We start from the raw sequence: 14,013 nt of genomic DNA, 5'->3' as shown, positions 1-14,013 counted from the left end.
GGTGTCATTCGTCTTGCGGGGGCGCGGTGGTGCCGGCGCCGAGGGTGCGCTGCATCTGCACGGTATCCAGCCAGCGGTCCTGCTTCCATGCGATGCCACGGAAGACACCCACCAGGGTGAAGCCGAACTTCTCGTGCAGCCGGATGGAGGCCGTGTTTGTGGGTTCGCCGATCACGGCGATCATCTGCCGGTAGCCGCGTGTCTCGCAGGCGTCGATCAGTGCCTGCATCAGCGCAGCGCCGATGCCCTGGCCTTGCCGGCCGGGCAGGACGTAGACGGAGTTCTCGACGGTCTTGCGATAGCCCGCGCGCGCGCGGTAGCTGCTGGCGTAGGCATAGCCGACGAACTCGCCGTCGAGTTCCGCCACTAGGTAGGGATAGCCGGCGTCGAGCACGCCCTGCATGCGGCGCGCCATCTCGGCTTCGTCGGGTACGTCGTACTCGTAGGTGTTGACGTGGTCGCGGACTTCCGCGGCGTACAGGGCGGTGATCGCCGGCACGTCGGCCGGCGTGGCGTCACGGACGGTCAGCGGCACGCGCGGGCCTCAGTCGATGTAGCGCTTGAGCAGGTCGCCGTATGCGTCGATGCGGCGGTCGCGCAGGAACGGCCAGATGCGGCGCACGTGTTCGCTGCGCGCCATGTCGACCTCGGCCATCAGGATGGTCGCTTCGGTGCCGGCTTCGGCGATGAACTCGCCTTGCGGACCCAATACGTGGCTGTTGCCCCAGAACTGGATGCCGGAGGCGCCCAGCGGTGACGCTTCATGGCCGACGCGATTGCAGCTCAGTACCGGCAGGCCGTTGGCGACGGCGTGGCCGCGATGACTCAACACCCACGCATCGCGCTGGCGGTTCTTCTCGGCCTGCCCGTCATCCGGATCCCACCCGATCGCGGTCGGGTACAGCAGCACGTCCGCGCCAGCCAGCGCCATCAGGCGCGCGGCTTCGGGGTACCACTGGTCCCAGCAGACCAGCACGCCGAGGCGGCCGACCGAGGTTTCGATGGGGGTGAAGCCGATGTCGCCGGGCGTGAAGTAGAACTTCTCGTAGAACCCCGGATCGTCCGGGATGTGCATCTTGCGGTACTTGCCCGCGATGCTGCCGTCCTTTTCGTAGACGACGGCGGTGTTGTGGTACAGCCCGGCGGCGCGGCGCTCGAACAGCGACGACACCAGCACCACGCCGTGCTGCTTCGCCAGCGCACCCAGGCGCTCCGTGCTCGGGCCGGGGATCGGCTCGGCCAGGTCGAATTCGTGCACCGACTCGTGCTGGCAGAAATAGGCGCCGTTGTGCAGTTCCTGCAGCAGCACCAGTCTCGCACCACGCTTGGCGGCCTCGGCCACGCGCGCCTCGATCACCGACAGGTTGGCGTCGGCGTCGCCGTGGTTCTTTTCCTGGATCAGGGCAACGGGCAGGGTGGTGCTGATCATCGTGCGTCGAGGGGCATGGACGGGGAGGGGCGCATGGTACCGCGTCCACCGTGACGGCAGGCTGCCCGCCGGTGAACGCGAGGCTCAGGCGGCGTCGCGCGACGCTTCCAGCTCCGTTTGCCGCCGTCCGAGCGCCGCGCCGGTCACCGCCCATGCAACAGCCACGCCCGCACCGATGAACATCGCTGCGGCCGGGTGTTCGGCCAGGACATCCAGCGCACGCTTGACCCAGCCGCTGAGTGCATCGCCGCCGCGGTAGACCACGGTGTCGATGAAGTTCTTCGCCTTGTACTTCTGTTCCGCGGGCACCACGGTATAGAGCATCTCGCGACCCGGACGCACGAAGGCGTACTCGCCCGCGCGCCGCACCACCATCACGACCACGAAAACCGCGAACACCGGCGCCAACGCCAGCCAGAGGAAGCCTGCGGCGACGATCATCGGCACCGCCACCAGCAACACGCCCACGCCCAGCCGCTGTGCGATCCGGCCGGTGATGAACAACTGGCTGAGGATCGCCAGTGTCTGCACGGCCGTGTCGATCAGGCCGAACACCCGCGTCTGCTCTTCCTTGTCCGCGAAGCGCTCGGCCACCAGCTTGGCCTGCTCGAAATAGAGGAACGTGGTCACTGTCGCCAGCAGCAGCACGAAGAACGCGATGCCCATCAGGTAGGGCGAGCGGAACACAGCTGTCGCGCCGGCGAAAGGGTTTCCTCCCAGTGGTCGCCGTCGCTGGTCCGAAGACAGGGCGCCGGCTGGCAGCGGATGGCGATCACGCCAGCGATGCAGCCAGGTGGCGGTGGCGGCGCTGGCGCCGATCAGTACGGCCGACAGCACCATCAGGCCGCCGTGCCCCAGTGGCTTGACCAGCAGCGTGGTCAGCAGGGGGCCCACCAGGCCGCCCAGGCTGGCGCCACCGGCGATCAGCGCGAACAGGCGCTTGGCTTCGTGGCTGTCCATCACGTCGGCCAGCACGCTCCATGCCAACGAGATCATCAGCAGGTTGATGACCGATACCCAGATGTAGAACGTGCGCGCCAGCCACACATCGTCGGGCCGCGCGAGCATGGCGCCCCCGTAGCCGAGCAGGCTGGCCACGACCACGCCGAACACCCAGGGCACGATGCGCCGCCTTGACACTTTCGAGGCGATCCAGCCATAGGCCGGGAGCACCGCCAGCGTGGCGACGAACGTGCCGGTGAACAACCATTGCAGGTTGTCCACGCCTCCTGCGACGCCCATCGTTTCGCGGATCGGCCGCAGCATGAAGTAGCCTGCGAACAACAGGAAGAACATCACCAGTCCGGCCATCACGACCGGTGCTTCGTGCGGGCGGACGTTGAACAGGGCGGCGAACCGTGACGCGGCGCCCGGCGCAAGCGGGGAGGATGGCGTCATCGATTCAGGCCAGTGCAGCGATCAGGACGTCACGCTGCGCAGGCGTCAGGTCCGGACCTGTACCGGCCTTGAGATTGTCGGTCTGGCGGTCGGGCTTGCCGGTGGCGGGGATCACCGCCGTGACCGCCGGATGACTCAATGCGAACTTGAGGAACGCCTGCGCCCACGAGGTCACACCGGCGTCTGCCAGCGCCTGGGGCACGGGCTTGTCCTTCACCTGCGCGAACAACCTGCCGTCTTCGAATGCGCGGTTGATCAGCACCGCCACACCGAGATCCTGCGCGAGTGGCAATACGCGCTTCTCCGCACCGCGGCTGGCGACCGAATAGTTGATCTGCAGGAAGTCGGGCTTCTCGGCCTGCACGACATTCGCGATTTCTTCCTGCGCACGCTCCACGTAGTGCGTGACGCCGACGTACTTCACCTTGCCCTGTGCCTTCAGTTCGCGTGCCACGGCCATCTGGGTCTTCAGGTCGCCCAGGTTGTGGACCTGCAGCAACGCCACCTTGTCGGTCTTCAGCCGGCGCAGCGTGTCTTCGAACTGGGCCATGCCGGCCTCGCGTCCGGTCACGCCGGACAGTTTGGTGGCCAGCCAGGCCTTGGTGGTGAGTCCCTGTTCGGCCAGCAGCGCGCCCATGACATCTTCGGCGACGCTGTAGGTGGGTGCGGTGTCGATGAGCGTGGCGCCTGCGGCAAAGAACCGCTTCAGCACTTCACGCAATGGATCGAGTTCGGCAGCGCTCTGGCCGACTTCGAAACTGCCGGACGTGCCCATGCCGATGACGGGAACCCGCTCGCTGGTCGACGGGATGAGGCGGGTGTTCAACGTGCCGGAAACGGCTTCGGGCGCTGGAACAGCGGGCGCCGCGCCAACCCCGCCCGCTTGCGCCGCGTCCCGGCAGGCGGCCAGGCCAAGGCCGGCCGTGGCCAGCGCAGTGGTCGTCAGGAACTTGCGTCGTGAATACACGGCCGTCTCCTCGATCAATGGGAAACGGTGGTTATCCGGCATCGTGTGGGGCGAGATGTAAACGAAGCGTTCAATCTGCGCCCAACTGACGTCACGGTGCCATGAACCGTGACGCCATGGCGGGACTCAGCCGAGCAGCCCTGCCGGCAGTTGCATGGTGATGCAATGCAGACTGCCGTTCTGCCAGATCAGTGCCCGGCATGGCACCTGCACGATCTCGCGGTCCGGGTAGGCCTGTGCCAGCACGGCGGCGGCCTGGTTGTCGGCGGCATCGCCATAGGCCGGCATCAACACGGCGCCGTTGATGATCAGGTAGTTCGCGTAAGACGCTGCCAAGCGACGGTCGTTGTCCATCACAGGCTGCGCCCACGGCAGCGGAAAGGGACGGTAAGGCTGGCCATCGGCGGTGCGCAGGGCGGCGATATCGGCGGCCATCGCCTGCAGTTCGGCATGGTGGCTGTCCGTCGCGTCGTCGCAGGCCTGGTAAACGATGGCGTTGCCGGGCGCGAACCGGGCAAGGGTGTCGATATGGGCGTCGGTGTCGTCGCCCTCCAGGTAGCCATGGTCCAGCCACAGCACGCGGTCCTGCTTCAGCCAGCGCGCAAGCTTTTCGGTCAATTCCGCGCGCGAGGCGTCGGGGTGACGCTCATGCAGGCATTGCCATGTGGTGAGCAGCGTGCCCGCGCCATCAGTTTCAATGGCACCGCCTTCCAAAGCAAAATCAATACTTTGGACGAAATAGTTGTGAAACAACTGAAGGCCGGAGAGCTCGCCGACCAGACGGTCGTCGCGCGTGGCTTCGTACTTGCCGCCCCACCCTGTGAAGCGGAAGTCCAGCAATTTGAACCGGTGGCCATCACGCAAGGTGATCGGTCCGGAGTCGCGTAGCCAGGTGTCGTCGTACTCGGCGGGAACGAAGCGCACACGTTCCATGTCCACCCGCGCCGAGCGCAGTCGCGCTTCGGCATAGGTCTGCAGGTCGTCGTCGGCGACGCAGATCACCACCGGCTGGAAGCGGGTGATGGCGGCCACCAGGGCGACGTAGGTTTCCTCGACATCGGCGAGGCGGTCGGCCCAGTCCGTCTCGGCGTGCGGCCAAGCGATCAGGATCGCGGACTGGGGCTCCCATTCCGCGGGAAAGCGATAGGCATCGGTCATGGGATTGCGGGGCGTGAAAGTCGCCGGTCAGCGGATGGGGGGCTTGGGGCCGATTTCTTCGGCGGTAGCCTTGTTCAGCACCACGTCGATGACGCGGCTCTTCTCGAAGTAGACCGTGAAACCGGGATAGACCCAGCGATGGATCACCGGCCACTGCCGCTTCTGGCCACCGCGTGGCTCGAGCTTCTGTTGCGGAGCGCCGAAGCGGGCTTCGACGTCAGCTGCCGTCTGTCCACGCACCGGGGCCGCCGCCGCGGGCGTTTCCTGGGCGCGCTCTATCAGCAGGGTGTCTGCGAAAGCCGGGCCGGCAAGGCCGAGCAGGGCGATCAACGGAAGTGCGAGGGCGCGACGGCTCATGGTGGGATTCCCCTGGGTGATCTGCCTTTTATAACAAAAGCAGGACAACAAAAAACCGCCCGGAGGCGGCTTTTGATGCATTGCCGGCCGTGGCCGGCAGTGCCGTTCCTCAGCGCTGGCGCGCCTTGAAACGCGGGTTGGATTTGCAGATCACGAAGACCTTGCCGCGGCGGCGGACCACCTTGCAGTCGCGGTGACGGGCCTTCGCCGACTTCAGGGAGGACAGGACCTTCATGAGATGAACCTCGGCGTAAAAAGAGTATGGGGTGGAACGAAGCCGGCTATTCTAACGGCAATTCCATTGGCATATCAAGCGGTTGCACTGTGCCCTCCGTCAACATGGCGCCGAAGGTGTCCCGTGCCCGATGGTCGACATCATAATGCCGCCCAAAACCCCTCAGGAGACCCCATGTCCGATACCTCACCCGTCCTGACCATCGATGGCCCCTCCGGGGCGGGCAAGGGGACGGTGAGCCGGCTGGCGGCCGGCCGACTCGGCTGGCATTACCTCGACTCCGGGGCGCTGTACCGCGCGGTTGGCGTGGCGGCAAGCTGGGCCGATCTGGATATCTCCGATCCTGCCGCCCTGGTCCGGTGTGCCTTCGATACCAGCGTCAGTTTCCGCGAAACGGAGCAGGGCCTCCGGGTCATCGTGGACGATCTGGACGCCACGGACGAGCTGCGCCTGGAAACCACGGGCGCCCTCGCGTCCGCCATTGCGGCCATTCCCGAGGTGCGGTCCGCTCTGAAGGAGCGCCAGCGGGCTTTTCGCCGGCCGCCGGGACTGGTGGCCGATGGGCGGGACATGGGGACCGTCATCTTCCCGGATGCTCCTTACAAGGTGTTCCTGACCGCCAGTGCCGACGAACGGGCGGAAAGGCGCTATAAGCAGTTGAAAGACAAAGGGGTTTCCGTCACAATCGACGGTCTGCTGCGCGAGATCCTCGCCCGTGACGCCCGTGACGCCCAGCGTGCGGTGGCGCCCCTGCGGCCGGCCGAAGACGCCGTCCTCATCGACACCACCGGCCTTGGCATCGATGCCGTCGTCGAACGCGTGCTGGCTTTGGTGCCGGCGCGCGCGGACTAGGCTCCCGCCCAGCAGAAGGTCCGCCCGGAATCCTCCGTGCGGTTCAACAACCACAACACTCACGGCCACACGCAATCCCGCGCCGGCCGACAACGGGTGGATCGCGGTGCATCTTCAGGTGCTCCCGGTCTGTGTCATCAACCGAGTATTTTTCAATGACCGAATCATTTGCCGAACTGTTTGAACAGAGCCAGACCCATCTGGCCAAGCTGAAGCCGGGCGCGATCGTCACCGGCGTCGTCGTGGAAGTCCGCAACGACGTGGTGGTGATCAACGCGGGCCTGAAGTCCGAAGGCATCGTGCCGATCGAACAGTTCCGGAACGACGCCGGTGAAATCGACGTGGGAGTGGGCGACGAAGTCAAGGTCGCACTCGACTCCCTCGAGAACGGCTTCGGTGAAACCGTCCTCTCGCGCGAGAAAGCCAAGCGCGCCATGGTGTGGGACGAGCTGGAAGAAGCCCTGGAGAAGAACGAAACCATCACCGGTCGCATCAGCGGCAAGGTCAAGGGTGGTTTCACCGTCGACATCAAGGACGTCCGCGCATTCCTGCCGGGTTCGCTGGTCGATGTGCGCCCCGTGCGCGATCCCGGCTACCTGGAAGGCAAGGAGCTGGAGTTCAAGCTCATCAAGCTGGACCGCAAGCGCAACAATGTCGTCGTCTCCCGCCGCGCGGTGGTCGAGAGCGAGCATTCGGAAGAGCGCGAGCAGCTGATGGACAAGCTGCAGGAAGGCGTGGTGCTGAAGGGTGTGGTCAAGAACCTCACTGACTACGGCGCGTTCGTCGACCTGGGTGGCATCGACGGCCTGCTGCACATCACCGACATGGCCTGGAAGCGCGTGCGCCATCCGTCCGAAGTCGTGGAAGTCGGCCAGGAGCTGGATGTCCGCGTGCTGAAGTACGACCGTGAGCGCAACCGCGTCTCGCTGGGCCTGAAGCAGCTGGGCGAGGATCCGTGGGACAACATCGCCCGCCGTTACCCGGCCAACAGCCGCGTGTTCGGCAAGGTCTCCAACGTCACCGATTACGGCGCGTTCGTCGAGATCGAGCCGGGCGTCGAAGGCCTGGTGCACGTCTCCGAGATGGACTGGACCAACAAGAACGTCAATCCGTCCAAGGTCGTGCAGGTCGGTGACGAAGTCGAAGTGATGGTGCTGGACGTGGATGAAGAGCGTCGCCGCATCTCGCTGGGCATGAAGCAGGTTGCCGCCAATCCGTGGGAAACCTTCGCGGCCACCCACAAGAAGAACGACAAGGTGTCCGGCCAGATCAAGTCGATCACCGACTTCGGCATCTTCATCGGCCTGGACGGCGGCATCGACGGCCTGATCCACCTGTCCGACATCAGCTGGAACACCACCGGCGAAGACATTGTGCGCAACTTCAAGAAGGGCGACACGCTGGAAGCCGTGGTGCTGGCGGTCGATCCGGAGCGCGAGCGCATCAGTCTGGGCGTGAAGCAGCTGGAACAGGATCCGTTCGGCCAGTACATGGCGACCCATCCGAAGGGCTCGAAGGTCGAAGGTACGGTGAAGGAAGTGGACGCCAAGGGCGCCACGATCGAACTGGCCGATGGCATCGAAGGCTACGTGATGGCGCGGGACATCAGCTACGACCGCGTGGACGACGCCAGCCAGCACCTGAAGCTTGGCGACAAGGTCGAAGCCAAGTTCATCGGCATGGACCGCAAGGGCCGCACGCTGCAGCTGTCGATCAAGGCCAAGGACGAAGCCGAAACCGCCGAGGCACTGGCCGAGTACAACAAGTCCGCTGCCGAAGCTTCCACCGGTACCACCAGCCTGGGCGCGCTGCTGCGTGCACAGCTGGATGGTGGCAAGTCCGAGTAAGCGGCTCGCGCCGTTGCAGTACCACTAGCAGTACCGTTCCCCGCCGGCCCGGAGTACCCGGGCCGGCGCGGGTTCATCCGTCCGAATTCCGCATGCGATGACCAAATCCGAACTCATCGAGATCCTCAGCCGCCGCCAGCCGCACCTCAAGGCCGAGGACGTGGACCTGGCCGTCAAGGCTTTGCTGGAGATGATGGGCGGGGCCCTCGCCCAGGGCGACCGTATCGAGATCCGCGGATTCGGCAGTTTCTCGCTGCATTACCGTCCGCCCAGGATGGGACGCAATCCGAAGACCGGCGAGTCGGTCGCGTTGCCGGCCAAGCATGTCCCTCATTTCAAGCCGGGCAAGGAACTGCGCGAGCGTGTCAGTGACGTCACCCCCATCGAGGAAAGCGGGGAATAACCCGCCGTCGACGCGTGTGTGTCGTTCCGCGTCTACTCCGTTAAGCTAGGCGCATCCCGCAAGGAGTCGCCTGATGAACATGTTCCGCCTGGTCGTCGCACTGTTGTTCCTGGCCTACGGACTCATCATCGGCGTGCTCAACACGCAGCCGATCACGCTGAAACTCCTTTTCACCGAATTCCAGACGTCTTCCGGCGTCGGCATCATGCTGTCCCTGCTGCTGGGAGTGGTGATCGGCGGCCTGATCGTGCTGGCCACCCTGGTCTGGCCTTTGTACGCCAAGCTCAGGAAGGCGACCCGCGCCGCCCAGCCCGCGGCCAACGGGGCGGGGACGTCATCGGCCATCGATGGCGGTGCCTGAACCCATGGCTTTCCTGACCGAATGGTTCTGGTTCTTCCTGTTCCTTCCGCTTGCTGCGCTCAGCGGGTGGATCATCGGCCGTCGCGGCGGACAACGTCACGGCGACACGCAGGTCAGCAGACTGTCGAGCACCTATTTCCGGGGCCTGAACTATCTGCTCAATGAGCAGCCGGACAAGGCCATCGAGCTGTTCCTGCATATCGCGGAGCTGGACAAGGAAACCTTCGAGACGCAGGTTGCCCTGGGCCACCTGTTCCGTCGTCGTGGCGAAGTGGATCGCGCCATTCGCCTGCACCAGGGCCTCGTGCAACGGGCCGACCTGAGCGATGCGCAGCGCGTGCAAGCCTTGCTGGCACTGGGCGAGGACTACATGCGTTCCGGCCTTCTGGATCGCGCGGAAACCGTGTTCACCGATCTGGCGCGCATCGACCAGCGTGCTCCGCAGGCGCTCAAGCACCTCATCGGCATCTACCAGGCTGAGCGCGACTGGGAGAAGGCGATCGACAACGCGCGACGTTATGAAGAGGTCACGACCGAACCGATGGGCAAGCTGATCGCCCAGTTCGAATGCGAACTGGCCGAGCGGCAACGGACGGCGAACAGCGTCGAAGCCGCCCGGGCAGCGGTGGCACGCGCCTACCAGGCCGATGCGGGCAGCGTACGTGCCGGCATCCTTGAAGGTCGCATTGAAACCGATGCGGGCAATTCGGAAGCGGCGATTCGCGCGTTCGAACGCGCTGCGCGACATGACCCGGACTACCTTCCCGAGGTGTTGCCGAGCCTGCTGGCAGGCTACGAGCAAGTGGGTGATCTGTCCGGAGCGCGGGCATTCCTGTCGGAGATGTGCGAGCACTACCGGGGAATCGCCCCGGTGCTGGCGTTGACGCGCCTGGTCGAACGGCAGGATGGCGTTGCCGCCGCAAGGGCCTACCTTGCACGTCAGCTCAAGGACCGGCCGTCGGTACGCGGCGAAGCGGCACTGATCGACCTCACGCTGGCGGAAGGTGCGGACGCGTCGGCCACGCTGCATGATCTCAAGCACATCACCGATCAACTGCTGGTGCGGAATCCGAGCTACCGGTGCACCCAGTGCGGCTTCGGCGCCAGGACGCATCATTGGCAATGCCCGAGTTGCAAGGAGTGGGGCACGATCAAGCCACTGTTGAACTACGCGGTCGTCTGATGCCGAGCGTGCCCGTCTGGCTTCTGCTGCTGGCGGCAGCTGCCGCCCTGGGAACCTGGCTGGCGCGCCGATACGCCCTGCGCGGCAACCTCATGGACCAGCCGGGTGAGCGCAGGAGTCACAGCGTCGCAACGCCCCGTGGCGGCGGCATCGCGATCGTGGCCGTACTCGTGGCTGCCGGCCTGTACCTTGCGCTGATTCCAGAGGCAATGGATGTGCTGTGGCTGGGCTTCGCGCCCGGCCTGTTGATTGTCGCCGGAATAGGGTGGTGGGACGACCATCGGCCCTTGTCGCCTTGGCTGCGACTGGCGGTACAAGCGGTGGCGGCGCTGAGCCTGGCAGCGGCAGCGGGATGGCAAAGCGGCCAGTGGCTGCCGGCTGTGGCGGCTTTTGGCATGACCATGGTGCTGGTCAACGTCTGGAACTTCATGGACGGCATCAATGGCCTGGCAGCCAGCCAGGCTGCATTGGCGGCACTGGCCTATGCCGGCTTGCTGGTGGGGGGGTGGCACTGGCTTGCCTTGGCGCTGCTCGCGGCGTGCGTCGGCTTCCTGCCCTTCAACTTCCCCAGGGCGTGGATCTTCCTGGGGGACGTGGGCAGTGGTGCACTGGGTTATGCGTTGGCCGGGCTTGCCACCGCCGCGTTCCTTGCGCTGCCACCGGCCAGCACCCCCCTGCTGCTGCTGCCCCTGTGTGCTTTTCTCGTCGACGCAGGCTTCACGTTACTGGGGCGCATGCTCCGGGGCGAACAATGGTGGACACCGCATGTGGGCCATCTCTACCAGATCGGCGCGCGTCGATTCGGGCACGCTGCGGTAACCGTGATTTACATGGTGTTCGGCGGCGTTACCTTATTGTTAATCTATGGCATGCCCCGGACAACGGTGGTAGCTACCCTGGGCGCGGTGATCGCCGTCTACGGGTTCGGTGGGGCGCTGTGGGTTTTATTGCGCCGAGGATGGCGTAGCTGATAGCACACGGAGACGGAGCTGATGGAGTCCTGGCGGGATCGATTGAGTGGCTTCATGCCGCGCCTTCTGGTGGCGGCCCATGATCTGACGATGGTGTGGCTGTGCTGGCAGGTATTGCATCGTCTTCGGTACGCAATGCTCGCCCAAGCACCAGCGTTCCCTCTTTGGTCGAACGAGATTGCCATCGTTCTGCTGGCGCAGGGCGCCGTGTTCTGGTGGATGGGGCTGTATCGCGGTCTCTGGCGCTTTGCCAGTCTTCCAGACCTCTGGAATATCGTGAAGGCGTGTGCGCTGGGTTTCCTGGGCGTTGTCCTTGGGCTGTTCTTCTACAACCGGTTCGGTTCCACGCCGCGTGCAGTGCTGGGCTTCTACCCGTTTGCCCTGGTGGGCTTCCTTGGCCTGCCCAGGCTCGCTTACCGCGCATGGAAGGACAGTCAGGTCAACCGCAGCAACGAAAGTGCGTCCCGAGTGCTGATTCTCGGCGCCGGCCGGGCAGGTGAGGCTCTTGTACGCGAGCTCCGGCGCACGGGAATCTATCAACCGGTCGCCTTCCTGGATGACGCGTCACGGCTGCACGGATCAAAACTGCAGGGCATTCCCGTGCTGGGAGGGTTGGAGAACGCGGCGGCGGTTGCGCGCGAAACCGCTGCCCGCATGCTGGTCATCGCCATGCCGTCCCTCGATGCGCCGGCGATGCAACGCGTAGTGGCGATCTGCGAAAGCACCGGGCTGCCTTTCCGCATGGTGCCTCGACTGGTCAACGTGTTGGAAGGACAGTCCATGCCGGGCGACCTCAAGGAGGTCGCGATCGAGGACTTGCTTGGCCGAAAGTCGGTCACGCCCGACTGGAAGCTCATCCGGGGCTGGCTGGGCGGGCGGACCGTGATGGTGACGGGTGCGGGCGGGTCCATCGGTTCGGAGCTCTGCCGGCAATGTGCTCGCCACGGTGCCCAGCGGATCGCACTGGTTGAAATCGACGAACTGGCGCTCATCACGATCCAGGGCGATCTTCGTCGAGCTTTTCCGGATCTTGAGGTTCTTCCGATACTGGGCAACTGCGGAGATGCGGCCGTCATTGAGCACGCATTGAAGATTGCAGAGCCTGATGCCGTATTCCATGCCGCAGCTTACAAACAGGTGCCGTTACTTGAGGGGCATCTGCGGGAAGCGGTTGGCAACAATGTTCTGGCAACCGAAACGGTGGCACGTGCGTGTCGTGAAGCGGGTGTCGCGACCTTCGTGCTGATTTCCACGGACAAGGCAGTGGATCCCGTGAACGTGCTTGGTGCGACCAAACGCCTTGCGGAGATGGCATGCCAGGCGCTCGACGATGCGCGCTCGGGAACGCGATACGTCACGGTGCGTTTCGGCAACGTCCTGGATTCCGCAGGTAGCGTAGTTCCCTTGTTCCGGGAACAGATCCGCAAGGGCGGGCCGGTGACCGTCACCGATCCGGACGTGACGCGCTATTTCATGACCATTCCCGAGGCGTGCCAGCTCATTCTGCAGGCGGCTTCAGGCGCAGCGCATGCATCCATCTATACGTTGGACATGGGCGATCCAGTGCCGATCCGCCTGCTGGCGGAGCAGATGATCCGATTGGCAGGCAGGCAACCCGGGCGCGATATCGCCATCGTCTACACCGGTCTTCGCCCCGGGGAGAAGTTGCACGAAACGCTTTTCCACGCAGATGAGCGCTACCAGCCCACCTCTCACTCGAAGATCATGAAGGCGCTTGCGCGCGAAGTGGCGCCCGAGTTCATCGAACTGGCTCTGCAGCGCATGCGGGCGGCGCATGCCCGGTACGATACGAACGAGTTGGGAGAGGTATTGCGGATCGCGGTTCCCGAGTTCGCCCCGTTGTCAAACGACCAGGATGATTCTTCGGCTAACATCGTGGTATTCCCAGGTCGCGATGCCCGCAGGACCCGATGACCACTGCCAGAATCCGCAAGGCCGTTTTTCCCGTCGCCGGTCTCGGCACCCGCTTTCTGCCCGCGACCAAGACCGTGCCGAAGGAGATGCTGCCGATCATCGATCGGCCGTTGATCCAGTACGCCGTGGATGAGGCGGTCGAGGCAGGGTGCGACACCTTGATCTTCGTCACCAACCGCTACAAGCATGCGGTTGCCGACTACTTCGACAAGGCCTATGAGCTCGAGCAGAAGCTGGAGCGGGCTGGAAAACAGGAGCAGCTCGAACTGGTGCGGAATGTGCTGCCCAGCCACGTACGCGCTGTTTTCGTGACGCAGGCCGAGGCGCTGGGTCTGGGGCATGCCGTGCTGTGCGCCAAGCCGATCGTGGGCGACGAACCCTTCGCGGTCCTGCTGCCCGACGATTTGATATGGAACCGTGGGCCCGGTGCGCTGAAGCAGATGGCCGACGCCGCCGAAACGACGGGCGCCAGCATCATCGCGGTGCAGGATGTGCCGCATGACCAGACAGGTAGTTACGGCATCGTGGCCACCGACGCCTTCACCGGAAGGGAGGGGCGCATCCGTGGCATCGTGGAGAAGCCGAAGCCGGAGGTCGCGCCCAGCAATCTGGCGGTCGTCGGCCGCTATGTGCTCGATTCGCGCATCTTCGCCCTGCTGGAGGGAACGGCGCCGGGCGCCGGTGGCGAGATCCAGCTGACGGATGCCATCGCGGCGCTGTTGCTGGAAAAACCGGTACATGCCTATCGCTTCAAGGGCACCCGCTTCGATTGCGGTACGCATATCGGCCTCATCGAAGCGACCATCCGCTACGCACTCGACCACGAGAAACTCAGTGATGCGGCACGCGTCATGATGCAGGATGCCCTGGCCGAACTGGGCGTGCGGGAACTCGAATAGGTTTCCGCATCACCGAAG

General features: G+C 64.8%; 15 protein-coding genes. 8 read left to right on the top strand and 7 right to left on the bottom strand.

Features of this window, described 5'->3' with window-relative positions; genetic code table 11:
* Window positions 1-4: 4 nt before the first annotated feature.
* The 7 genes from IB223_RS15075 to ykgO form a co-directional block, all read right to left on the bottom strand.
* Entirely contained in the window at window positions 5-535 is a 531-nt protein-coding gene (locus IB223_RS15075) for a GNAT family N-acetyltransferase (RefSeq protein ID WP_192202587.1), read from the bottom strand.
* Between the two features lie 9 nt (window positions 536-544).
* Window positions 545-1,429, bottom strand: a complete 885-nt coding sequence (locus IB223_RS15070; protein WP_192202586.1) for a carbon-nitrogen hydrolase — start codon at window positions 1,427-1,429, stop codon at window positions 545-547.
* An 84-nt stretch (window positions 1,430-1,513) separates the two neighbouring features.
* Window positions 1,514-2,827 carry an MFS transporter gene (locus IB223_RS15065; RefSeq protein ID WP_192202585.1) on the bottom strand — a complete coding sequence of 438 codons (1,314 nt, stop codon included), beginning with the start codon at window positions 2,825-2,827 and terminating at the stop codon, window positions 1,514-1,516.
* Window positions 2,828-2,831: 4 nt separating this feature from the next.
* Window positions 2,832-3,794, bottom strand: coding sequence for an aldo/keto reductase (locus IB223_RS15060; RefSeq protein WP_192202584.1), 963 nt, complete (start codon window positions 3,792-3,794; stop codon window positions 2,832-2,834).
* Window positions 3,795-3,920: 126 nt separating this feature from the next.
* Complete coding sequence (locus tag IB223_RS15055; RefSeq protein WP_192202583.1) at window positions 3,921-4,952, bottom strand: agmatine deiminase family protein; 1,032 nt, start codon at window positions 4,950-4,952, stop codon at window positions 3,921-3,923.
* Window positions 4,953-4,979: 27 nt separating this feature from the next.
* Window positions 4,980-5,309 carry a hypothetical protein gene (locus tag IB223_RS15050; RefSeq protein ID WP_192202582.1) on the bottom strand — a complete coding sequence of 110 codons (330 nt, stop codon included), beginning with the start codon at window positions 5,307-5,309 and terminating at the stop codon, window positions 4,980-4,982.
* A gap of 109 nt (window positions 5,310-5,418) precedes the next feature.
* Complete coding sequence (ykgO, locus tag IB223_RS15045) at window positions 5,419-5,544, bottom strand: type B 50S ribosomal protein L36 (RefSeq protein ID WP_010342887.1); 126 nt, start codon at window positions 5,542-5,544, stop codon at window positions 5,419-5,421.
* 174 nt (window positions 5,545-5,718) lie between these two features.
* Here ykgO and cmk point away from each other — a divergent pair, with 174 nt between their 5' ends.
* The 8 genes from cmk to galU all read left to right on the top strand — a co-directional run bounded on the left by cmk (window position 5,719) and on the right by galU (window position 13,995).
* Window positions 5,719-6,396, top strand: a complete 678-nt coding sequence (cmk, locus tag IB223_RS15040; RefSeq protein ID WP_142124762.1) for a (d)CMP kinase — start codon at window positions 5,719-5,721, stop codon at window positions 6,394-6,396.
* A 155-nt stretch (window positions 6,397-6,551) separates the two neighbouring features.
* Complete coding sequence (rpsA, locus tag IB223_RS15035) at window positions 6,552-8,243, top strand: 30S ribosomal protein S1 (RefSeq protein ID WP_192202581.1); 1,692 nt, start codon at window positions 6,552-6,554, stop codon at window positions 8,241-8,243.
* 97 nt (window positions 8,244-8,340) lie between these two features.
* Window positions 8,341-8,646 (top strand): integration host factor subunit beta, encoded by a 306-nt coding sequence (locus IB223_RS15030; protein ID WP_192202580.1) that lies wholly within the window; start codon window positions 8,341-8,343, stop codon window positions 8,644-8,646.
* Window positions 8,647-8,719: 73 nt separating this feature from the next.
* Window positions 8,720-9,007 (top strand): LapA family protein, encoded by a 288-nt coding sequence (locus IB223_RS15025; RefSeq protein WP_192202579.1) that lies wholly within the window; start codon window positions 8,720-8,722, stop codon window positions 9,005-9,007.
* Window positions 9,008-9,011: 4 nt separating this feature from the next.
* Entirely contained in the window at window positions 9,012-10,190 is a 1,179-nt protein-coding gene (gene lapB, locus IB223_RS15020; RefSeq protein ID WP_192202578.1) for a lipopolysaccharide assembly protein LapB, read from the top strand.
* Complete coding sequence (locus tag IB223_RS15015) at window positions 10,190-11,161, top strand: lipopolysaccharide biosynthesis protein (protein ID WP_192202577.1); 972 nt, start codon at window positions 10,190-10,192, stop codon at window positions 11,159-11,161. The genes lapB and IB223_RS15015 overlap by 1 nt, the downstream gene beginning before the upstream one ends.
* A 21-nt stretch (window positions 11,162-11,182) precedes the next feature.
* A complete protein-coding gene (locus IB223_RS15010; protein WP_192202576.1) occupies window positions 11,183-13,096 on the top strand; it encodes a nucleoside-diphosphate sugar epimerase/dehydratase in 1,914 nt (637 codons plus the stop codon).
* Complete coding sequence (galU, locus tag IB223_RS15005; protein WP_192202575.1) at window positions 13,093-13,995, top strand: UTP--glucose-1-phosphate uridylyltransferase GalU; 903 nt, start codon at window positions 13,093-13,095, stop codon at window positions 13,993-13,995. The genes IB223_RS15010 and galU overlap by 4 nt, the downstream gene beginning before the upstream one ends.
* The last annotated feature ends 18 nt before the right edge of the window (window positions 13,996-14,013 follow it).

This window comes from Pseudoxanthomonas sp. PXM03, from assembly GCF_014852005.1.
Classification (GTDB): Bacteria; Pseudomonadota; Gammaproteobacteria; order Xanthomonadales; family Xanthomonadaceae; genus Pseudoxanthomonas_A.
This window is presented reverse-complemented; position numbering and strand designations above follow the sequence as displayed.